Raw genomic sequence first — 22,473 nt, 5'->3', positions numbered from 1 at the left:
ATGCTATTCAACTACTGTTATTGAGCCAAAATCGAGAGTGAAAGATTGCATTATTTATTATTAATATCTTGTATATCTTGTTTAATTTAACCAAAATGAGTGAGTTTTTATCGTTATTTTCCATTAGGAGTTGGCGTGCCAAGATATTCTTTGCTTTGTTTTCTTTGTATGTCGATGGTAGTGCCTATTGCCAATGGTGCCAATCTTCGTTTAAAAGTTGAGGGTTTGACAGGAGAACTTGAAAAAAACGTTCGTATTCAGCTCTCAAGTATCACTCAGGATGAAATTGCCACAGATGGTCGTTTTCGCGTGAGAGTTGATAAGGCAATTCGTTTAGGGTTAAGGCCGTTAGGTTATTATGAACCCACTATTGAATTTTCTTATCAGGAATTTCAACCACCTTCTCGACCCGTTTTAACCGCGAAAGTTGATCCTGGAAAACCGGTTCATGTGGCAGATGTAAAGATAACACTAAAGGGAGCGGCCAAATATGATAAAGACTATGCGGAAATGATAGCCCGCAATACGCCCCCAAAAGGAATTATTCTTAATCATGGCGATTATGAAGATTTGAAACAGGGATTTAGTCGGCTGGCGGTTCGTAAAGGTTATTTTGATGCAGAAATGGAAAAAAGTCAGTTAGGCGTCTCATTAGCTCATCTAGCTTCTTATTGGGTATTTGATTTCAATAGTGGTGAGCGTTATCGTTTCGGCGCTATCAAATATGAAGGCGCTCAAATTCGCGAAGATTATTTAAATAATATTGTTCCCTTTAAACAGGGAGACTATTACGCTTCTGAGCAATTGGCTGAATTCAATCAACGGTTAGTCAGTACGGGTTGGTTCAATTCCGCCATTGTGACACCTGATATCAATAAAGCGCGTCAGAAAGGCACCCATATTCTGCCAATGGACGCGGTATTAACGCCACGTGCGCGAAATCATGTTGAATTAGGTGGTGGTTATTCCACTGATGTCGGCCCTCGAGTCAAGGCTACTTGGAATAAGCCCTGGATTAATTCGAGAGGACAGAGTTTTACTTCCAGCCTCAGTCTTTCGCAACCTGAACAAATTATTGATGCAAGCTATAAAATTCCACTAAAAAAGAGCCCCTTAGAACAATACTATGCCGTTCAGGCCGGTTTCAAACGTACTGACTTAAATGATACCCAGTCTGATACGACAACCCACAATTTATTAAGGAATTGGGATTATTATAAAGGTTGGCAATATGGCGTTAATTTGCGTTGGAGTCTTAGCCATTTTACCCAGGCAAATGTAACCAATACAACTATGCTTCTGTATCCTGGCGTCAGTCTCAGCCGCATGCGACAACGAGGTGGCGCCATGCCCTATTGGGGGGATAGCCAACGATATACTATTGATATTTCTAATACTACCTGGGGTTCAGATATCGATTTTATTGTATTACAAGCGCAAAATGTTTGGATAAGAACCCCCTGGAAAGGGCATCGTTTTGTTGTAAGAGGTCATCTGGGTTGGATAGAAGCTAATCGATTTGACAAAGTCCCTCCCGATCTGCGTTTTTTTGCTGGTGGTGATCGCAGTATCAGAGGTTATGGTTATCAAAAAATTTCCCCTACCAATGACCAAGGAAAATTAACCGGTGCTTCCAAATTAGCCGTCGGCTCACTGGAATATCAATATAATGTGACGGGCAACTGGTGGGGTGCCATATTTGTTGATGGTGGTGAGGCGGTCAATGATTTTAATAAGGATGATTTTAAAGTTGGCGCTGGCGTTGGTATTCGCTGGGTTTCACCAGTTGGGCCAATTAAACTGGATATTGCTGCACCGGTTGGTGATCCTGATCATAGCAAAGTACAATTTTATATTGGGTTAGGTGCTGAGCTATGAAATGGATAAAACGAATTAGTCTGGCTTTATTGTTTTTGTTATTAATATTATTAACGATAATTGGTTGGATAGTTACCACGCAATCAGGCTTACATTTTGCCCTTAATACAGCCGTGCGTTGGTTGCCAGGATTAGAAATTGCGACCATGTCCGGCGGCTGGAGTGATTTGAATTTGCAAGGAGTTCGTTATCGAACCAAGGGTATTAATGTTGATGTTGATAAATTTAATCTTTCACTCCAAGTTAACTGTTTAAAACGTTTTCAATTGTGCGTTAATAATATTTCAACTGAAGGCGTCGATGTTAAGATTGATAGCAAAGCCTTTCAATCTGCCGAAGAGCAAGCTAGCTCAAAACCCTTAACTAAATTGTCGACCCCTTATCCTATTTTGTTAAATCAGTTAACCCTCAAAAATATCAGTATCCAGCTTGATAACACCCAGGTTTTGCTGGCTGAATTAACAATGGCGGCTGATTGGCAAGCTAATCTATTAACAATTAAACCGACGACAATTAATGGATTAGCAGTTAATTTGCCAAAAACAACAATAGAAGCAAATAAAGAGACAGAAAAAACAGTAATAAAAACTACTAATGGGATAGCAGATAAATCACCTGCTGAAACATTAAAAGCCCTGTTTGCTGAGCCCTTATTGGCTAAATTACCTGAAGTCGTGTTGCCTATCGATATTAATATTGAGCAGATCCGAGGGATAAACTGGCATTTAGCTGGAGATACTAAGCTATTCGTTGCTAATTTGACATTAATAGCTAGCGTACAAAATCAGCAGATAGCTATCAAGCAATTTGATGTTGTGGCGCCTGAAGGCAAGATCACTCTCACTGGTGATGCTAATTTGGCTCAGCAGTGGCCGGTCAATATTGCTGTTCAAGCCGTATCCTATCTTAATGATCTTAAAGGGCAACAAGTTGATTTGAAATTAGAAGGGGCTTTATTACAACAGCTTAAATTAATGTTAAGTTTTACGGGGCCCATCAAGGCTAATTTGGTTGCTGAAGCAGCCCTATCACAAGCAGGATTGCCAATTCAATTAACCCTAGAAAGTCAGCAGCTTAATTGGCCACTGCAAGGTGAACCCGAATATCGTTTAAAGGATCTGCGTTTACGTTTGAATGGTAAGGTGATGAATTATGACCTCTCATTAAGAACCCAAATGGATGGACGGGATGTGCCACCGGCCTTATTAACGCTTGATGCTAAAGGGAATGAAGAACAGTTTCGTTTAACTCGTCTGCGATTGAATGCGTTGCAAGGACACACTGAATTAAGCGGAATTATTGATTGGAGTAAAGCGATAAGTTGGAATGGGTTATTAACTTTATCCAATATTAATACTGCAAAACAGTGGCCACAATGGCCAGCTAAATTACAGGGTAAAATCGTCACGACAGGCAGTTTACATGGTGGTAGCTGGCAATTAAAAATCCCTGAAATTACCTTGGATGGTAAGGTAAAAGGTAATTTATTACAAACCCGCGGACAGATAAACGGAAATGCCGCAGGTCAATGGAACATTTCCGATTTCAATATCTTACTCGGGCGCAATAAATTAGCTATTAATGGACATGTGAGTGACAAATGGCAACTAGATGGGATAATAGATGCCCCCGGTCTCGATGGTGTATTACCTGGTTTAGCGAGTGTCATTAAGGGACAATTAAAATTACGAGGTGATTTAAAGTCACCACAATTAATGGTTGATCTGGCAGCTCGTAAAGTTAAATGGCAAAAAAACTTAGCTATTGATAAAGCTATTATTCAAGGTGATATCCGTTCTGATAAACAGATCCATGGTCAGTTAACCGTTGCTATTCATCAGTTGAAACAGTCCGATTTAGTTGTGCACAATTTCAACTTAGATGCTAAAGGTAATGAACAACAGCATAGTGTTAAAATGAATATCGATGGAAAACCCATTTTTGGTCATTTAACACTGAAAGGCCGTTTTGATCGACAGAAAGCGTTATGGCAAGGCGTGTTAGATAATACTTTATTTAATTCACCGATCGGTGAATGGCAATTAAGTCGGCCAGTTGCGATTGAGTATGCTAATCAACAACAGGAAGTCACTTTGTCCCCTCATTGCTGGATAAATGCTAAAGGGCGTTTTTGTCTGTCTAAAACGGCTAAAATTGGTAAGTCCGGTAATGCAGATATTCTATTACAACAGTTTGATTTAGCACTGCTCAAACCTTTTTTGCCTGCTGAAACTCAGCTCACAGGCAGTTTTGATGGTGATGCAAAAGTGAGCTGGTATGCGGATGGCCGTTCACCACAGGCAAAAGTAAATTTGCTTGGTAATAGTGTGAAAATTAAGCAATTAATTGAAGGATCGGTGTTACCAGTTGAATTTCAAACGCTAACATTAAATGCAGATATGAGTAATGGTAAGGCGGTCTTACAGTGGTTAATACAAATTAACAATAATGGCAAATTTTCAGGCAATATACGGATTGACGATCTGCAACAAAACCGTAAATTATCAGGTAGTGTTAACATTGAAAATATTTCATTAGCATTAATTCGTCCAGTTCTAAGTAAAGGTGAAAAGTTAGATGGCGATTTGAATGCCGATTTAAGGTTAGCTGGCAATATGAAGCAGCCACTATTAAATGGTAATTTGGCACTTTCTAATGTGGCAGCAAAAGGACACTGGTTTCCATTTGATATCAATCAGGGTTTCCTCAAACTGAATTTTATGGGAACACATTCTCAATTAACCGGACGTATAAATACACCAGAAGGTTATTTAAAATTAACCGGAGAGGCGGATTGGCGTAACATTAAAGCCTGGCAAGCGAGAATTTCGGCCACCGGTAACAAACTGCGGATAACATTACCGCCAATGGTTCGTATTGATGTGGAGCCGGATATTGTTTTTGAAGCTACACCTAATTTATTAAGTCTTAATGGTAATGTAAATATTCCCTGGGCGCGTATAACAGTACAAGAATTACCGGAATCAGCAGTAGGCGTTTCATCAGATGAAGTGATGTTAGATGCAAATTTGCAGCCAATTGAGAAAAAAGGTATATCAATACCAATCTTAACCAATCTACAAATTAAAATTGGCAATGATGTTCGTCTGGACGCATTTGGTTTAAAAGCTCGATTAACAGGAATATTAAAAGTTATCCAAGATAAACAAGGATTGGGTTTAAATGGCCAGATTAATATTCCTGAAGGACGATTTCATGCATATGGACAAGATCTTATTGTCCGGAAAGGACAAATTTTATTTTCAGGCCCCGTTGATCAGCCATTCTTAAATGTAGAAGCGATCCGTAATCCGGAGAGTACCAATGATAATGTGATTGCGGGTGTCAGGGTTACCGGCTTGGCGGATAAACCAAAAGCAACGATTTTCTCCGAGCCAGTTAAATCGCAGCAGGAAGCGCTGTCTTATTTACTTAGAGGTGAAGGGTTAGATAGTAGTGGCGCAGATAGTACCCATATGGCTGCTTTGCTGATTAGTATGGGAGTTTCCAAAAGTGGAAAATTATTGGGAAGTATTGGTGAAACATTTGGTGTTTCCGACTTAGCATTAGATACTCAGGGAGTTGGTGACAAATCTCAGGTTGTAGTGAGTGGAAAGATTACTAATGATTTGCAAGTTAAATATGGTGTCGGGATATTTAATTCTCTTGCTACATTAACGCTACGCTATCGTTTGATGCCAAAATTGTATCTAGAAGCTGTGTCTGGTGTTGATCAGGCACTAGATCTGCTTTATCAGTTTGAGTTTTAATTATGCGTATAATTGTTTATGGTAGTTTAAGACGTAAACAGGGAAATCATCATTGGATGACCTATGCTCAGCTATTAGGAGAGTATCGGTTGGAAGGTTATGAAATTTATGACTTAGGTCATTACCCTGCAGTAATACGTGGTAAAGGGACGATAGAATGTGAAGTTTATCGTATTACACCTTCAATTTTAACTGAGCTTGATGAATTAAAAAGGAATTCCCAGGATTATGAAAGAGAGTTGATATCGACACCTTATGGTAATGCATGGATTTATCTTTATAAACTTCCGGTAGATGGTTTACGGCGAATTGAAAGTGGTGATTGGCTAAAACGTAATGGGAAAAGCAAATAAATTTTTCTAACTAGATCCCATTTATTAATAATAAAGGGGATCTGTTAAATCTATATGATGATTATTTTTTAGCTGCGCGTTCAAAAGAAGAAAGAATTTCAGCTTTTGCCGCATCAACATTTTCCCAACCTTCCACCTTTACCCATTTGCCTTGTTCTAAATCTTTATAGTGTTCAAAGAAATGTTTAATTTGAGCACGTAATAATTCAGGTAGATCGTGAATATCCTTAATATGATCGTATTCTTTAGTCAATTTAGAATGAGGCACAGCAACTAATTTTGCATCTTCACCGGATTCATCGGTCATTTTTAAGACACCGATTGGGCGACAACGGATCACTGCTCCTGGTTGTAGCGGATAAGGTGTTGGAACTAAAACATCAACAGGATCGCCATCTAGGGAGAGAGTATGGTTGATATAACCATAATTACAGGGATAAAACATAGCAGTAGACATAAAACGATCGACAAAGATGGCGCCGGATTTTTTATCTACTTCATATTTTATCGGATCAGCATTGGCTGGAATTTCTATAATGACATAGATATCTTCAGGCAGTTCTTTCCCTGCCGGTACGTTATTTAGGCTCATAAAAAATGTCCTTTATTTAAAGCTATAAATTGAGTAGCGGTTATTATAGCCGTAAACGAAAGAAAAACTCACTATCAGATAGGATCTTATTATAAAAATAAGCTTAACAATAAAGGCCAGATTGGTTGCCTTTATTGTGTACGATAGGACGTTATTCATTAACTGAAAATTCAAGCATAAAGCTTTCGGCTTTCTCTACCATAGATTTTGTTCCAACGAAGAATGGTACACGTTGATGTAGTTGTTCTGGAACAATATCTAAAATGCGATGACTACCATCACTTGCTTTACCTCCCGCCTGTTCGGCTAAAAAGGCAATCGGATTGCATTCATATAGTAAGCGTAATTTACCTTTAGGATGGCTTGCTGTACTTGGATAAATATAAATACCACCTTTTAGTAAATTTCGATGAAAATCTGCCACCAGAGAGCCAATATAACGGGTAGTATAAGGGCGAAGTGTAGCGGGATCTTGCTCCTGGCAATATTTTATATATTTTTTTACCCCTAATGGAAATTTACTATAATTTCCTTCATTGATTGAATACATGTTGCCTTGGGTCGGGAACATCACTTTTTCGTGAGATAAACAGAAAACTCCCAGAGAAGGATCATAGGTAAAGGCATGCACACCATAACCGGTTGTATAGACCAGCATGGTTGAAGAGCCATATACAACGTAGCCGGCTGCGACTTGTTGATGGCCCGGTTGTAAAAAATCTGCTTTGGTAACAGGTTGTCCAATCGGTGTAATGCGGCGATAAATAGAGAAAATAGTTCCTACCGAAACATTTACATCAATATTTGATGAACCATCTAATGGATCCATTAATACGACATATTTGGCATTTTCTGCCCGATCACCATCAAAAATAACGATTTCGTCTTCTTCTTCAGAGGCAATGCCAGCAACCTCTCCTCGCGCTTTCAAAGCGGCTTTTAATTTTTCATTCGCGTAGAGGTCAAGTTTCATTTGAACTTCACCTTGAACATTAGAAGCACCACTTGCGCCTAAAATATCCACCAAACCGGCTTTATTAATATCGCGGTGAATGATTTTTGCACCTAATTTAATGGCTGACAATAATGCAGTAAGTTCACCAGTAGCATGAGGAAAATCATGTTGTTTTTCAACGATAAATTCGTCTAATGTTTTCATGACCAAGGTCCTGAGTCAAATTTTATAGAGGTTTTTTAAGGAACTGTAGTTCCTTATGTGCGTGCAGTTTAGCCAAATTAGGGCAAGATTAATAGTTGGATTATTTTTGTTAATCAAGATAACGATTCATTTCATATTATCGCGCTGATCAGCGCGATAACTGTGATTTTTACAACTCTTGTTCAAATAAATTCAAAATGGCTTCATAAAGTCGTTTGGTGGAAAATCCCAGAGTTGGAGTAGAAAAAATGGTATCATCGCCGGCGATACTACCTAAAATTCCTTCTGAAGTTCCTAAAGAATCTAATAAACGAGCAATCAGCTGTGCAGCCCCAGGGCTAGTACGAATAACCACAATTGATTCATTGTAATTAACATCTAATACCAAATTTTTTAGTGGGCTAGTTGTTGTAGGAACAACCAGTTCAGCGGGTAGGCAATAAACCATTTCCATTTTCGCATTACGGTTACGCACTGCGCCAAACTTAGTCAGCATTCTAGAAATTTTTGATTGGTTTATATTTTCAAAGCCTTGCTCTTGAAGTGCTATAACGATCTCACTTTGTGAACTAAATTTTTCTTCTTTGAGCAGCGCTTTAAAAGCTTTCACGAGATCTTCTTGTTTAGAAGAAGCATACATAAATCACCTTTTTCAAGACGTTAAGTAGAGCGATATTATGTATAAAGGTGAATTTTTATGCAACAAGGAGTCTAGCCATAGTGCTATGAAAATAATAAAAAAAGCAATAATAGAAATTATTTGTTAGTTATTTGTCTGTTTTGTGGAAATTGAAGATAAATTTTTGTTTAAAAAATAATGTTAATTGTAAAAATAACCTTTGTGACTCTACCTTATGCTGCTACCTAATCAATATTAAAAAAGTGCCCCTTATCGCATTAGTCGATAAGGATTTTATTTAAAATGAAAGCAAAAAATTTATCGGACTTATCTATTAACAACAATTAATCGTAATTAATAGACTGTCATATGAATAATGTATGTAATAGATTGAAAGTTTTAAGCTATTTCGAAGTGTCATCATTTAAAGGAGTATCAGCATGAAATTAGCTATTCTTGGGGCAGCAGGTGGTATTGGTCAAGCGCTTGCACTTCTTCTTAAAAACCAGCTTCCATCAGGCTCAGAGCTTTCTCTTTATGATATTGCTCCTGTGACCCCTGGTGTTGCCAAAGATTTAAGCCATATTCCAACGGATGTAAAAGTAATTGGTTTTGCTGGTGAAGATCCAACACCTGCACTTGACGGTGCTGATGTAGTATTAATTTCGGCAGGTGTTGCCAGGAAACCGGGAATGGATCGTTCAGATTTGTTTAATATAAATGCCGGTATCGTACGTAGTCTGATTGAAAAAGTTGCTCAGAGCTGTCCAAAGGCGTTAATTGGTATTATTACTAATCCGGTCAATACCACGGTTCCGATAGCAGCAGAGGTATTAAAAAAGACCGGTGTGTATGATAGAAATCGACTATTTGGTGTAACAACCTTAGATATTATCCGTTCTAACACTTTTGTTGCTGAATTAAAAGGTAAAAAACCGCAAGAAATTGAAGTGACGGTTATTGGAGGTCATTCTGGCGTAACGATTCTACCGCTACTCTCTCAAATTCCAGCAGTTAGCTTTACCGAACAGGAAGCTGAGGAGCTAACTAAACGTATCCAAAATGCGGGAACTGAAGTTGTAGAAGCAAAAGCCGGTGGTGGATCCGCAACACTTTCTATGGGACAAGCCGCTGCACGATTTGGTTTATCATTAATACACGCTTTAAATGGTAAAGAAAATATAATCGAATGTGCATATGTGGAAGGTGATGGTGAATATGCGCGTTTTTTTGCTCAGCCAATACGTTTAGGTAAAAATGGTATTGAAGAAAGATTACCTATAAATATTATGAATACCTTTGAAAAAAATAAATTGGAAAATATGTTAGAGACACTCAATAAAGATATTAAATTAGGCGAAAATTTTATTAATAAATAATATTATTAACTTAATTAAATAATAAACCGCAGATATGAGTCTGCGGTTTTTTTATAATTTATTCGTTATTTTTATTAGTAGGCTGACGAATATTTCGTTCTAATAATTCTCCTGTATTGAAATCGTAATAACGGCTAGGCCATATTTCAGAGGGATGAAGGTTTAAAAAGTTTGCAATTATCCATTCTTTTTTTGGCCAGGGCCGAGATAAAGCATTGGCTAGGGTAGAAGAGCTTAAACCTGCTTGTCTTGATATAGCTGCTAATGTTGTTCCGCGTTTTCTTAGCGCTGCAATAATATCCGCAGGATGCCAATCAGATTTCTGTGAAATCATTTTTAATCCTTTTTCTATTAAATATATTGCTGTATTAGTGGTATAAATAACAGATAGTTCTCACATGTATTTCGAACTAGAACTTGTTATTAGAAATAAAATAACATTTTTTTCTTTAATAGTTTCTTATTTTTTTCTTAAAAATCTCTTTTTTGAACTTGATTGCAAAAAATAGAGAAATTTTACAGATATTTTAAGAAATATAGTGAGGTTCTCTTCAATTTATTAGGAGTGTATATAATTAATTCTAGTTATATTAATTCAGTATAATAGAGTGAAAAAAATAAAAATCTTTAATTCATATTAATTCCTTAAAATTAATAGTTATAAAATAATTTGTCCGATATTAATAGAAAAAAAATTAGTTAATAATGATAGTAAAAAGGAGAACAATATTTGCAAGAGATAAAAAAAGAAATAACCCTGCAATTTTATTCAATGATTTTTCTATGTTTAAGAAATTTGGAGGGTTTTAAAAGAAAAAAATAATCAAGAAGGCCACCATTTTTAACAATTAGATTTGCAGAATTAGGTTATGTATTAATACCAAAAGTGATGCGAGAAAATTATGAAAAAAGAATGGTATACCGCGAAAGAACTCGCTGGATTGGTTGGTTTGCCTTCATCACCACAAGGTATCAACCTAATGGCTCGCAGGGAAGGTTGGGAGCAACGTCGAAAACGTGGAGTCCAAGGCAAAGCTGTTGAATATCATGTCAGTAGTCTGCCTGAAGATGTATTTAATGTATTATCGCTAAATGATAACTCTATTGATTATCGCGGCAAAGGAAAACGACAAGATGCTTTTTTAATTTGGGTCGAAGCTTATAAACAATTAACAAAAAAAGAGCGTGAAAAAATTATTAAATTTATTTTACGGGAAGGATTGGAAAAGTTAATTGGTTATATCAATTGTTGTGAAGCGATATTAGTGGAAGAAGATAACTCTGGAACAGGATGAGCTGTTCCAAAGAAGTTTTTGTCACGAGGGGCGTTGCACGGAAATGCAAGCCAAGCTGATCAGAGCATCCTTATAAGATGTGTCAGGTAAGATATCTAGCGTTTTAATTGCTTTATCGGCTTCCTCTCTAGCTCGGTCACGGGTATATTCAAGAGAGCCACAGCGTTTCATGGTAATTAATATAGTACTAAGTAAATGGCGCCCATTACCTTTTTCTATTGCGTTACGAATAAGTGCGGATTCTTCTGCGGTGCCTTTTTTCATTGCATGAAGTAGCGGTAATGTTAACTTTCCCTCATTTAAATCATCGCCGATATTTTTGCCAATAGTGGTACTATCCGCGTCATAATCTAGAAGATCATCAATCAGTTGGAAGGCCGTACCAAGAAAACGACCATAATCTCGTAAGGCTTGTTGCTGGGTCTCATTGGCACCAGATACAATCGCTGATGCATGTGTCGCAGCTTCAAATAGGCGTGCAGTTTTACTATATATTACTTGCATATAGATGCTTTCGGTGATGTCTGGATTATTACAATTGATTAGTTGTGAAACTTCACCTTCTGCAATGACATTTGTTGCATCAGACATCAGTTTTAAAACAGGCATTGAATCAAGTGCTGTCATCATTTGAAATGAGCGGGTATAAATAAAGTCTCCTACTAATACACTGGCGGCATTACCGAAAACAGAATTTGCTGTTTTTTTCCCGCGCCGCAAGGTTGACTCATCAACAACATCATCATGTAGTAATGTTGCGGTATGAATAAATTCAACCAATGCTGCTACATTAATGTGCTTTTCGCCTTGATAACCTAGCGCTCTTCCAACCAGAATAGCAATCATAGGCCGAATTTTTTTTCCGCCACCACTGATAATATAGTGACCTAGTTGATTAATGAGGTAGACATCTGAATTTAATTGATTCAAGATTGCTTTATTAACCGCTTCCATGTCTTTTGCGGTTAGATTGATAATTGATTCTAAATTCATTTTATAAATTCTTACATCAATTTGGTTTTACCTAAACATAATATTTAGTCATGTGATCTTGTACTGTTAATCTGTCACCGATTGTACTGTAAAATTAATTGCAAATGAACGGCTACAGAATAAATACACTTTATAAAGTAGATTTTTTATTATTAGATTGAATTCTAGGCTTGTCTTCTGATGCTTTTTTGCGTAGAATTCGCGCCCTATTGTGAATATTTATAAAACGCACTCTGAATCAAATATGCTAAGGGAGTGTGTTAAGCGGAGTTTATATGTACGCGGTTTTCCAAAGTGGTGGTAAACAACACCGAGTCAGCGAAGGCCAAACAGTTCGCCTGGAAAAGCTAGACATTGCGACAGGTGAAACTGTTGAGTTCGATCAAGTATTGATGATCGCCGACGGTGATGATATTAAAATCGGTGCGCCTGTCGTTGAAGGCATCAAAGTTAAAGCTGAAGTTATTGCGCATGGTCGCGGTGAGAAAATTAAAATTGTTAAATTTCGTCGCCGTAAACATAGCCGTAAACAACAGGGCCACCGTCAGTGGTTTACTGATGTTAAGATCACTGGTATTGCTTAAGAATTAGGAGAGCAGATTAATGGCACATAAAAAGGCTGGCGGCTCAACGCGTAATGGTCGCGATTCCGAAGCAAAACGCCTAGGTGTAAAACGTTTTGGTGGTGAATCTGTATTGGCAGGTAGCATTATTGTTCGTCAGCGTGGTACTAAATTCCATGCTGGTATTAATGTTGGTTGTGGTCGCGATCATACCCTATTTGCATTGGCTGACGGAAAAGTTAAATTTGAAATTAAAGGACCAAAAAATCGTAAATATGTCAGTATTGAAGCTGAATAAGTTTTTTTGATCTTTAAATAGAGTTTAAAAAAGCCCTGCAAATATGCGGGGCTTTTTATATTACCTTATGTAATACCATCTCTGAGTAAAACTACCATCTAGCATATAATGTCTAGTATGCGGAGAAAAGATAATGAAATTTGTTGATGAAGCCAAAATATTAGTTATAGCTGGCGATGGTGGCAATGGTTGCGTTAGCTTCCGCCGTGAAAAATATATTCCTAAGGGTGGGCCTGATGGTGGAGATGGTGGAGATGGTGGAGATGTCTATCTGTTGGCTGATGAAAATCTTAATACGTTAATTGATTATCGATTTGAAACCATCTTTCGAGCTGAACGAGGACAGAATGGTCAAAGTCGTGATTGTACAGGTAAACGTGGTCAAGATAACACCATTAAAGTGCCAGTTGGTACACGGATACGCGATTTTTCAACCAGTGAAATCGTCGGTGATATGACGCGTCACGGGCAGCGCTTAATGGTTGCAAAAGGTGGATTTCATGGTTTAGGTAATACTCGATTTAAATCATCAGTCAACCGTGCGCCTCGTCAAAAAACGATGGGAACGAAAGGAGAAACAAGAGAGTTGCTACTTGAATTGATGTTACTTGCTGATGTAGGCATGTTAGGTATGCCAAATGCAGGTAAATCGACTTTCATTCGTTCAGTTTCTGCAGCAAAACCCAAAGTTGCTGATTATCCCTTTACTACATTGGTACCGAGTTTGGGGGTAGTACGTGTGGATAGTGAGCAAAGCTTTGTTATTGCAGATATTCCTGGTTTAATTGAGGGAGCAGCAGAAGGTGCAGGTCTTGGCATTCGTTTCTTAAAGCATTTGGAACGCTGCACGATACTTCTACACCTTATTGATATTTGCCCTATTGATGGTTCTGATCCGGTTGAGAATGTCAAAATAATTGATGCCGAACTGGAAAAATATAGTGAAAAGTTAGCCCAAAAACCGCGGTGGTTAGTGTTTAACAAAGTTGATCTTTTGACTACTGAAGAGGCAAATGATCGTGCAAAAGCTATTATTGAAACTTTAAAATGGCAAGATAAGTATTATCAGATTTCTGCGGTAAATCAGCTAGGCGTTAAAGCACTTTGTTGGGATATTATGACATTTATGCAAGCCCATCCGCAAAATATATCACTAGATAATAGTAACGGATCAGATAAAGCTGAATTTATGTGGGATGATTATCATAAAGAGCAACTATTTGATAATAAAACGGATCTAGATGATGACGATTGGGATGAAGACGATGAAGAGGGAATCGACTTCATTTATAAGCGTTAATTAATACGAATTATTTTTAGCGGGTATCGAGTAGATACCCTTTTGTTTTTTTAGTTATTACGATAAAGATCTTTGTAGAGATGGCCCTCAAAACGGACAAGTGGAATACGGCGACTATTATATTGTGCTGGCGGTAAGCTATAAGCTGAAATAAACTGTACGAAAGCGATACGCTGACCACTTTGTGCAGTAATGAAGCCGACGAGATTATATACTCCTTGCAAAGCACCGGTTTTAGCTGTGACCTTACCATTAACTCCGGCATTGTCTAAGCCGCCACGATAACGTAGAGTGCCGTCATGGCCTGCTAAGGGTAACATAGCAATAAAGTTTAGTTGACCATCATGTTTAGCAATATATTGCAAAATAGACATCATAGCCGCTGGTGTAATTAAATTGTGACGAGATAGCCCTGAACCATCTACCATAATTGTATTAGCTAAGTTAATATTGGCTTTTTGTTTTAAAATCTGGCGGATAGCATCGGAGCCAGAAGACCAGGTGCCAGGGACACCATAATATTCACGGCCTATGGTTCTAAAGATCGCATCAGCTATCATATTATCAGATTTTTTTAACATTATTGTTAGCAAATGATGTAATGGCTTAGATTTTGTTGTAGCTAGGATATTTCCTGCTATGGTAGGCATATGGCGCCGTTTAATGTGCCCAGTAATCGCAATCTGGGCATTTGTCAGGCTAGTTTTTATTATGGCTCCTGCATAGCTTGCGCCATTTTGAATGGCAAATGCTAATGGTAACGGTTCAGTGCGTTGAATTAAGCAACCAGTTAGTATATAACGGTTTAGTTCTCCTGGTATAACATCTAATGCACAATAACGTGCATCAGTAGAACCTTTTGCTAGCGTAATAACTTGGCTGAACATATTAACAGGGTAAAAAGGGGCAGTATGGATATAAGCAATATCGCCAGGTTTTTGACCACTATGTAAAGTGACTGAGAAACAGTTTTTATCGATAATCGCAGCGCTTTGTGGAGCACTAAAACATTGTGTCATATCATTCCATACCCACCCAGGAGCCTTATCTTGGCCAGCGAAGGCTGATATATCAATAATTAAGTCGCCATCAATTTGCTCAATGCCTAGCTGCTTTAATTCAGCTACCATATTGCGAATTTGTTGGCGTGTTAAGGTTGGATCACCAGTGAAGCGTACAACCAAATCACCTTTTAAACGATGACCGATAATTTTTCCTTCGGTTTCGAAATAGGTGACAAATTGATAATCGCTACCTAATTGAAGTAAGGCGGCTAATGCGGTAATAATTTTTTGAGTACTTGCAGGCAGCGCCATTTGTTGGCTATGGTAATCGATCAACGGCGTATCACTCCCCACTTTTTGCGCGATAAAAGCGAGATTTGTGCCTGTGGGCAGATAATTGATATAGGTTTCAATGGGTGCTGATAGCGCCTGATTGAATATGAAAAGTAGGTTAAATAACCAATATGATCTTCCCATTTTTTTTAAAAAAGCCATAAGTGCAGTATATAAAAGTAGACATAATAGACATACTAAAGTGTAATGCAGAAAAAAGTAAACGGTGACCTAGCATTAAGTGTGCGTTAGAATGGTTAATTAAATGATAGAATAATAAAGTCGCAAATTAATAGTTAACAAGGTTTACCCCTTTTTTGTTTGCCTAGAATGTTGTTTTGTCAGAAGTGCTAATTTGCTTTAATGACAGAAAAATCAGGAAGATATTTAATTTTTATTTAGGAAAGAATCAGAGGCATTTATTAATGAAACAGATTCCAATGACGGTACGTGGCGCAGAAAAGTTGCGTAAAGAGTTAGAATTTTTAAAGAATATCCGCCGTCCTGAAATTATTGCTGCTATTGCAGAAGCACGTGAACATGGTGATTTGAAAGAAAATGCAGAATATCATGCAGCGCGTGAGCAGCAAGGGTTTTGCGAAGGGCGTATCCAAGAAATTGAGGCTAAATTGTCTCATGCGCAAGTTATTGATGTAACAAAAATGAAAAATGAGGGTCGTGTAATATTTGGTGCAACAGTCACGGTATTTAATGTAACCACAAATGAAGATCAGATTTATCGTATTGTGGGTGATGATGAAGCTGATATCAAAGAAAATCTCATTTCTGTTAATTCACCAATAGCACGAGGTTTGATCGGTAAGACTATGGATGATGTGGCAGTTATCACCACCCCTGGCGGTGAAGTTGAATATGAAATTTTGAAAGTGGAATATATTTGATTTTCATTTTATCTTAAAGCGTTATATTCTTGAGTTAATTTTAAAGTAAAAGAGGCCAATATGGCCTTTTTTACCCTGCAGTGAGATGGCATTTTTGTATAAATGTAGAAGACTTATTTAGGTAAAATAATCTTGTGTGTTTCAGAAGGACGATAGAGTATCAAGATTTTACCAATAATTTGCACATTGATAGCATCGGTTTCTCTAACAATAGCGTTTGCTATCAAATTTTTGGTCTCACGGTCTTCACTCGCTATTTTGATTTTGATAAGTTCATGATATGAAAAAGATTGTTCTATTTCAGCTAAAACACCTTCAGTTAAACCATTGTTACCTATCATTACAACAGGGTTTAGATGATGAGCAAGGCTTTTTAGATATTGTATTTGCTTTTTATTAAGAGTCATTGTTTTTTGCTTTAGTGGGATTGAAAACGGTACATTCTACCGCCATCTTTTAATTATCACCATAAATTCTATAATTTTGGTATATCGAAATGGCAAAGATAGATGTTATTTTATAAGTATAGTTGGAAAAACAATGGCTAATAAAAAGCGTTCAGCAAGCTCTAGTCGTTGGTTGCAGGAACATTTTAGTGATAAATACGTTCTTCAAGCACAAAAAAAAGGGTTTCGCTCACGCGCATGGTTTAAATTGGATGAGATCCAGCAGAGTGATAAAATATTTAAACCTGGTATGACCGTTGTTGATTTAGGTGCAGCGCCTGGCGGTTGGTCTCAATATGCAGCAAGTAAAGTTGGCCAGACGGGGCGGGTTATTGCATGTGATTTATTGCTAATGGATCCCATCGTTGGTGTTGATTTCTTGCAAGGAGATTTTCGAGATGAGCAGATATTAAAGGCATTGCTTGAACGCGTTGGAGATAAAAAAGTCCAGGTCGTTATGTCGGATATGGCTCCCAATATGAGTGGGACCCCTGCAGTCGATATTCCTCGCTCCATGTATCTGGTTGAGCTAGCGTTGGATATGTGTCGTGATGTACTGGCTTCCGGCGGAAGTTTTATTGTTAAAGTATTTCAGGGAGAAGGCTTTGATGAATATCTGAGGGAAATTCGCTCTCTATTTTTAAAAGTTAAAATTCGTAAACCAGATGCTTCGCGGTCACGTTCACGTGAAGTGTACATTGTAGCGACAGGACGCAAAATATAGTACCCTGTACGTTATTTATTTAACATAGTTGTAATGAAGAGGTTCATCCCTTGAGTGACATGGCGAAAAACCTGATTCTCTGGGTAGTCATTGCGGTAGTCCTGATGTCTCTATTCCAGAGTTTTGGTCCTAGCGATTCGAATAGTCGCAGGGTGGATTATTCTACCTTTATGAATGAGTTAACTCAGGATCAGATACGTGAAGTGCGTATTTCTGATCGTGAAATTAGTGTTAAGAAAACGGATAACAGTCGTTATACGACTTATATTCCAGTGAGAGAGGATCCAAGATTGTTGGATACCTTGCTTGAAAGACATGTCACCGTCATTGGTGAACCACCTCAAGAGCAAAGTTTCTTAGCAACTATTTTCATTTCCTGGTTCCCAATGTTATTACTGATTGGGGTTTGGATCTTTTTTATGCGTCAGATGCAAGGAGGAGGTGGCAAAGGTGCTATGTCCTTTGGTAAGAGTAAGGCTCGCATGCTGACAGAAGATCAAATTAAAACAACTTTTGCTGATGTTGCCGGTTGTGATGAAGCGAAAGAAGAAGTGGGTGAGTTAGTTGAATATTTGCGTGAACCTGGACGTTTTCAAAAATTAGGTGGTAAAATTCCTAAGGGAATTTTGATGGTAGGACCACCGGGAACAGGTAAAACCTTGTTGGCAAAAGCCATTGCTGGTGAAGCAAAGGTTCCCTTTTTTACTATCTCCGGTTCAGATTTTGTAGAAATGTTCGTTGGTGTTGGTGCTTCTCGCGTACGTGATATGTTTGAGCAAGCCAAGAAAGCAGCGCCTTGTATCATTTTTATTGACGAAATAGATGCTGTTGGCCGCCAACGTGGTGCCGGTTTGGGAGGAGGGCACGATGAACGTGAACAGACTCTTAACCAGATGCTGGTAGAGATGGATGGATTTGAAGGTAATGAAGGTATTATTGTTATTGCTGCTACCAACCGTCCCGATGTGTTAGATCCGGCATTATTGCGTCCTGGACGTTTTGATCGGCAGGTTGTTGTGGGTCTACCTGATGTACGTGGTCGTGAACAGATTTTGAAAGTTCATATGCGCCGTGTACCTTTAGATCCTAGTGTTGATGCTTCGGTATTGGCACGAGGCACCCCTGGTTTTTCTGGTGCTGATTTAGCTAATTTAGTTAATGAAGCTGCCCTTTTTGCGGCGCGCGGCAATAAGCGTGTTGTCACTATGGTGGAATTTGAAAAGGCAAAAGACAAGATCATGATGGGTGCTGAACGTCGCTCTATGGTCATGACAGAAGAACAAAAAGAATCTACTGCTTATCATGAGGCTGGTCATGCAATTATAGGCCGGATTGTTCCAGAGCATGATCCTGTTCACAAAGTGACAATTATCCCGCGTGGTCGTGCGTTAGGTGTTACATTCTTCTTGCCAGAAGGCGATCAAATTAGTGCGAGCCGGCAAAAGCTAGAAAGTCAAATTTCCACCCTTTATGGTGGTAGGTTAGCGGAAGAAATTATTTACGGTTCAGAAAAGGTATCTACTGGTGCCTCAAACGATATTAAAGTAGCAACTAATCTTGCTCGTAATATGGTGACGCAATGGGGTTTTTCTGAGAAATTAGGGCCATTGCTCTATGCAGAGGAAGAGGGTGAGGTTTTCCTAGGCCGTTCGGTTGCTAAGGCGAATCATATGTCAGACGAAACTGCGCGAGCAATTGATGAAGAGATTAAGGCAATTATTGATCGTAATTATAAACGAGCTCGTCAGATTTTGAATGATCACATGGATATCCTGCATGCGATGAAGGATGCATTAATGAAATATGAAACCATTGATGCACCTCAAATAGATGATTTAATGAATCGCCGTCCAGTTAGAGCGCCAGCTGGCTGGGATGATAATGATAGTAGTAATCCTACTGCAACATCCTCATCACAAGGCGAGCCAGAAAAGAATATTTCTGCCGCTCAGGGTGAAGATAGTGTGAATGGAAATGATAATGGTAGTAACACAGAGAATCGTTAATGCTCATCGGTTTTCTATGTGAAATGAATTAATAATTAAAACCCCAGGATAGCCTGGGGTTTTGTTTGGTTGAGTAAGGTGATTATGAAAATTACTGCCCGAAAAATAGAGCTTGATCTTAATCGTCCTATTGTTATGGGAATATTAAATGTTACTCCAGACTCTTTTTCTGATGGTGGTATATACAATCGTTACGACTATGCGCTCAAGCATGCAGCTAGTATGGTTGACCATGGTGCGGCAATTATCGATATTGGTGGTGAATCAACCCGCCCGGGTGCTAGTGAAGTGACTTTACAGCAAGAACTTGACCGGGTTATCCCAATAATTGAAGCCGTAACTGATCGTTTTGAGGTTTGGGTTTCTGTTGATACATCGAAAGCTGTTGTCATGACAGAGGCAGCCAGAGCCGGTGCGCATATTATTAATGATGTTCGGTCGTTACATGAGCCGGGTGCATTAGAAGCCGCAGCTGAAACAGGGTTACCTATCTGTATTATGCATATGTTAGGTCAACCTAAGACAATGCAACAAACACCCGTTTATAAAAATGTGGTTGCAGAAGTAAAACAGTATTTATCAGATAAAATTGACCGCTGTGAAGCGGCAGGCATTGCGAAAAATCGTTTGATTATTGATCCAGGTTTCGGTTTTGGTAAAAATTTGGCGCATAATTATCAATTATTAGCGAAATTGAATGAATTTCATGCTCTAGAAGTGCCGCTGCTAGTTGGTATGTCACGTAAATCTATGATTGGTGAATTATTAGATGTGCCACTAGAGGAACGGCTTATTGGCAGTATTGCATGCGCTGTTATCGCAGCTATGCAGGGAGCACAGATTATTCGTGCGCATGATGTAAAAGAAACTGTACAGGCTATGAATATTGTTCAAGCAACCCTTTCAGTAAAGGAAACAGATGATTATGAGTAAGCGCAAATATTTTGGCACCGATGGTATTCGTGGCAAAGTAGGAGAAAACCCAATTACCCCTGATTTTGTTTTGAAATTGGGTTGGGCAGCGGGTAAGGTTTTAGCGCGGCATGGTTCTCGTAAAATAATCATAGGTAAAGATACACGCATTTCAGGTTATATGTTGGAGTCATCTTTAGAAGCGGGTCTTGCAGCAGCTGGACTATCTGCTGCATTTACAGGTCCTATGCCGACACCAGCAATTGCTTATTTAACACGCACATACCGTGCTGAGGCGGGTATTGTCATTTCTGCTTCTCATAATCCCTATTATGATAATGGTATTAAATTCTTTTCGATTGATGGCACTAAGTTACCTGATGACGTAGAAGAAGCAATAGAAGCTGAGATGGAGAAGCCTCTTACTTGTGTAGAGTCTGCCGAATTAGGACGAGCAAGTCGTATTGTTGATGCTGCTGGGCGTTATATAGAATTTTGCAAAGGGACGTTTCCGAGTGACCAAAGTCTAAGTGGTTTAAAAATAGTTTTAGATTGTGCTAATGGTGCAACATATCATATTGCGCCGAATGTATTAACTGAGCTTGGCGCGGAAGTCATCGCAATTGGCTGTGAACCAAATGGACTGAATATTAATCAAGGCTGTGGGGCGACTGACGTCGTGCTATTGCAAAAACGTGTGGTAGCTGAAAAAGCGGATATTGGCCTTGCGTTTGATGGTGATGGTGATCGGCTAATAATGGTTGATCATCGGGGCAATAGAATTGATGGCGATCAAATTCTTTATATTATTGCTCGTGATGCACTTCGACAAGGTCAATTGCATGGTGGTGTTGTTGGCACTTTAATGAGTAATATGGGATTGGAATTAGCCTTGCAACAGTTGGATATACCTTTTATCCGGGCAAAAGTCGGCGATCGTTATGTTCTCGAAAAATTACAAGAACAAGGATGGCGGCTTGGTGCTGAAAATTCAGGTCACATTATATTGTTAGATAAAACAACAACAGGTGATGGTATTATCGCTGGTTTACAAGTTCTAAGTGCCATGATCCGTAATAATACCAGTCTTTATGATCTTTGCCGAGAGGTGAAATTGATGCCTCAAGTATTGGTAAATGTGCGTTTTTCTGGTAGCCATAATCCATTGGTTACAGAAGATGTTTTAAATGTGGTAAAACAAGTGGAAAATGACCTAGCAGGTAGAGGACGGGTTTTATTACGTAAATCAGGAACCGAGCCTTTAATTCGTATTATGGTAGAAGGTGAGAATGAAAAACAGGTTACTGCAATGGCTAATCGTATTGCCGAAGTGGTTAAGCAAGTAAAATAGATCATAATATTTTTAGAAAAAATCATATGGTTGTATAAGTATTGTGTTATTTTTTACCCGCTGACTTCAGGTAACGACTTTTGTTGTTTTTTTCTACAAATAGTACAATGAAATAAAAATAATCTTGCTTGTCAGCTAAGCTTTGGTTAGTATTCAAAACCGCTCCTTAGAGTAACGACGTAAGGAGCGAGCTGCAATAGATAGGTTTTCCCAAACTTTATTGTTAAATAGGTAGTTAGCTATGTACATAACCCTTTTGGTTATCTTTTTGTTAGTCTCAATTGTGCTGATTGCTATGGTCATGCGGCAACAAGGGAAAGGTGCTGATATGGGAGCTTCATTCGGTGCTGGCGCTTCTGCAACATTATTTGGTTCATCAGGGTCAGGTAATTTTATGACGCGGATGACGGCTATCTTTGCAACATTATTCTTTGTTATCAGTTTAATTTTAGGGAATTTAACTTCCAATAAAAGTGTGACTGGAAGCAAATGGGAAAACATTGGTGAACCGGTTAAAGTTGAGAAACCAGTTGGAGTACCTACCGCGCCTGTTGCACCAACAAGTGATATTCCTCATTAATTAAACAACAGTTTGT

General features: G+C 38.5%; 21 protein-coding genes. 14 read left to right on the top strand and 7 right to left on the bottom strand.

The window, feature by feature from the left end; genetic code table 11:
* The first annotated feature begins 135 nt into the window (after positions 1-135).
* Genes tamA through H1X92_RS01335 form a run of 3 tightly spaced genes read left to right on the top strand, consistent with a single transcriptional unit; the run spans position 136 to position 6,001 of the window.
* Entirely contained in the window at positions 136-1,878 is a 1,743-nt protein-coding gene (gene tamA, locus H1X92_RS01345) for an autotransporter assembly complex protein TamA (protein ID WP_304488589.1), read from the top strand.
* Positions 1,875-5,648, top strand: a complete 3,774-nt coding sequence (tamB, locus tag H1X92_RS01340; protein ID WP_180558521.1) for an autotransporter assembly complex protein TamB — start codon at positions 1,875-1,877, stop codon at positions 5,646-5,648. The genes tamA and tamB overlap by 4 nt, the downstream gene beginning before the upstream one ends.
* A 2-nt stretch (positions 5,649-5,650) precedes the next feature.
* Positions 5,651-6,001, top strand: coding sequence for a gamma-glutamylcyclotransferase family protein (locus tag H1X92_RS01335; protein ID WP_180558520.1), 351 nt, complete (start codon positions 5,651-5,653; stop codon positions 5,999-6,001).
* 61 nt (positions 6,002-6,062) lie between these two features.
* Here the strand turns inward: H1X92_RS01335 and ppa are convergent, their stop codons facing one another.
* The 3 genes from ppa to argR form a co-directional block, all read right to left on the bottom strand.
* Complete coding sequence (ppa, locus tag H1X92_RS01330; protein WP_180558519.1) at positions 6,063-6,593, bottom strand: inorganic diphosphatase; 531 nt, start codon at positions 6,591-6,593, stop codon at positions 6,063-6,065.
* A 151-nt stretch (positions 6,594-6,744) separates the two neighbouring features.
* The gene (gene fbp, locus H1X92_RS01325; RefSeq protein WP_180558518.1) at positions 6,745-7,752 is read right to left on the bottom strand and encodes a class 1 fructose-bisphosphatase; all 1,008 of its coding nucleotides are present in this window, start codon (positions 7,750-7,752) and stop codon (positions 6,745-6,747) included.
* A 169-nt stretch (positions 7,753-7,921) separates the two neighbouring features.
* Positions 7,922-8,392 carry a transcriptional regulator ArgR gene (gene argR / locus H1X92_RS01320; protein WP_180558517.1) on the bottom strand — a complete coding sequence of 157 codons (471 nt, stop codon included), beginning with the start codon at positions 8,390-8,392 and terminating at the stop codon, positions 7,922-7,924.
* A 419-nt stretch (positions 8,393-8,811) separates the two neighbouring features.
* Here argR and mdh point away from each other — a divergent pair, with 419 nt between their 5' ends.
* The gene (gene mdh / locus H1X92_RS01315) at positions 8,812-9,750 is read left to right on the top strand and encodes a malate dehydrogenase (protein ID WP_180558516.1); all 939 of its coding nucleotides are present in this window, start codon (positions 8,812-8,814) and stop codon (positions 9,748-9,750) included.
* A 58-nt stretch (positions 9,751-9,808) separates the two neighbouring features.
* Here mdh and H1X92_RS01310 read toward each other — a convergent pair whose 3' ends face one another.
* Positions 9,809-10,084, bottom strand: a complete 276-nt coding sequence (locus tag H1X92_RS01310; protein WP_180558515.1) for a helix-turn-helix domain-containing protein — start codon at positions 10,082-10,084, stop codon at positions 9,809-9,811.
* A gap of 568 nt (positions 10,085-10,652) precedes the next feature.
* Here H1X92_RS01310 and H1X92_RS01305 point away from each other — a divergent pair.
* Positions 10,653-11,045 (top strand): DNA-binding protein, encoded by a 393-nt coding sequence (locus H1X92_RS01305; RefSeq protein WP_032114378.1) that lies wholly within the window; start codon positions 10,653-10,655, stop codon positions 11,043-11,045.
* A gap of 21 nt (positions 11,046-11,066) precedes the next feature.
* On the opposite strand, the gene ispB is transcribed toward H1X92_RS01305, so the two are convergent.
* Complete coding sequence (ispB, locus tag H1X92_RS01300) at positions 11,067-12,038, bottom strand: octaprenyl diphosphate synthase (protein WP_180558514.1); 972 nt, start codon at positions 12,036-12,038, stop codon at positions 11,067-11,069.
* Positions 12,039-12,313: 275 nt separating this feature from the next.
* On the opposite strand from ispB, the gene rplU reads away from it, so the two are divergent.
* The 3 genes from rplU to cgtA all read left to right on the top strand — a co-directional run bounded on the left by rplU (position 12,314) and on the right by cgtA (position 14,199).
* Positions 12,314-12,622 (top strand): 50S ribosomal protein L21, encoded by a 309-nt coding sequence (rplU, locus tag H1X92_RS01295; RefSeq protein ID WP_026821838.1) that lies wholly within the window; start codon positions 12,314-12,316, stop codon positions 12,620-12,622.
* A 19-nt stretch (positions 12,623-12,641) separates the two neighbouring features.
* Positions 12,642-12,899: a 50S ribosomal protein L27 gene (gene rpmA / locus H1X92_RS01290; protein WP_180558513.1), complete on the top strand. Its 258-nt coding sequence runs from the start codon at positions 12,642-12,644 to the stop codon at positions 12,897-12,899.
* Between the two features lie 133 nt (positions 12,900-13,032).
* Complete coding sequence (gene cgtA, locus H1X92_RS01285) at positions 13,033-14,199, top strand: Obg family GTPase CgtA (protein ID WP_180558512.1); 1,167 nt, start codon at positions 13,033-13,035, stop codon at positions 14,197-14,199.
* Positions 14,200-14,249: 50 nt separating this feature from the next.
* Here the strand turns inward: cgtA and dacB are convergent, their stop codons facing one another.
* Positions 14,250-15,680, bottom strand: a complete 1,431-nt coding sequence (dacB, locus tag H1X92_RS01280; RefSeq protein WP_370520600.1) for a serine-type D-Ala-D-Ala carboxypeptidase — start codon at positions 15,678-15,680, stop codon at positions 14,250-14,252.
* Between the two features lie 281 nt (positions 15,681-15,961).
* Here dacB and greA point away from each other — a divergent pair, with 281 nt between their 5' ends.
* Complete coding sequence (gene greA, locus H1X92_RS01275; protein WP_026821834.1) at positions 15,962-16,438, top strand: transcription elongation factor GreA; 477 nt, start codon at positions 15,962-15,964, stop codon at positions 16,436-16,438.
* A 113-nt stretch (positions 16,439-16,551) separates the two neighbouring features.
* Here greA and yhbY read toward each other — a convergent pair whose 3' ends face one another.
* Complete coding sequence (yhbY, locus tag H1X92_RS01270; RefSeq protein WP_180558510.1) at positions 16,552-16,845, bottom strand: ribosome assembly RNA-binding protein YhbY; 294 nt, start codon at positions 16,843-16,845, stop codon at positions 16,552-16,554.
* A gap of 133 nt (positions 16,846-16,978) precedes the next feature.
* Here yhbY and rlmE point away from each other — a divergent pair, with 133 nt between their 5' ends.
* From rlmE to secG, 5 genes are all read left to right on the top strand, one after another.
* Entirely contained in the window at positions 16,979-17,608 is a 630-nt protein-coding gene (rlmE, locus tag H1X92_RS01265; RefSeq protein WP_180558509.1) for a 23S rRNA (uridine(2552)-2'-O)-methyltransferase RlmE, read from the top strand.
* 59 nt (positions 17,609-17,667) lie between these two features.
* Positions 17,668-19,614 (top strand): ATP-dependent zinc metalloprotease FtsH, encoded by a 1,947-nt coding sequence (gene ftsH, locus H1X92_RS01260; RefSeq protein WP_180558508.1) that lies wholly within the window; start codon positions 17,668-17,670, stop codon positions 19,612-19,614.
* 84 nt (positions 19,615-19,698) lie between these two features.
* The gene (folP, locus tag H1X92_RS01255) at positions 19,699-20,547 is read left to right on the top strand and encodes a dihydropteroate synthase (protein ID WP_180558507.1); all 849 of its coding nucleotides are present in this window, start codon (positions 19,699-19,701) and stop codon (positions 20,545-20,547) included.
* Positions 20,540-21,877, top strand: coding sequence for a phosphoglucosamine mutase (gene glmM, locus H1X92_RS01250; RefSeq protein WP_180558506.1), 1,338 nt, complete (start codon positions 20,540-20,542; stop codon positions 21,875-21,877). Before folP ends, glmM begins: the two co-directional genes overlap by 8 nt.
* A 241-nt stretch (positions 21,878-22,118) precedes the next feature.
* A complete protein-coding gene (secG, locus tag H1X92_RS01245) occupies positions 22,119-22,457 on the top strand; it encodes a preprotein translocase subunit SecG (RefSeq protein WP_180558505.1) in 339 nt (112 codons plus the stop codon).
* Positions 22,458-22,473 lie beyond the last annotated feature (16 nt).

Origin of the sequence: Arsenophonus endosymbiont of Apis mellifera, assembly GCF_903968575.1 — a bacterium.
Classification (GTDB): Bacteria; Pseudomonadota; Gammaproteobacteria; order Enterobacterales; family Enterobacteriaceae; genus Arsenophonus; species Arsenophonus apicola.
The sequence above is the reverse complement of the archived record's forward strand: the minus strand, read 5'-3'. Positions and strand labels throughout refer to the sequence as shown.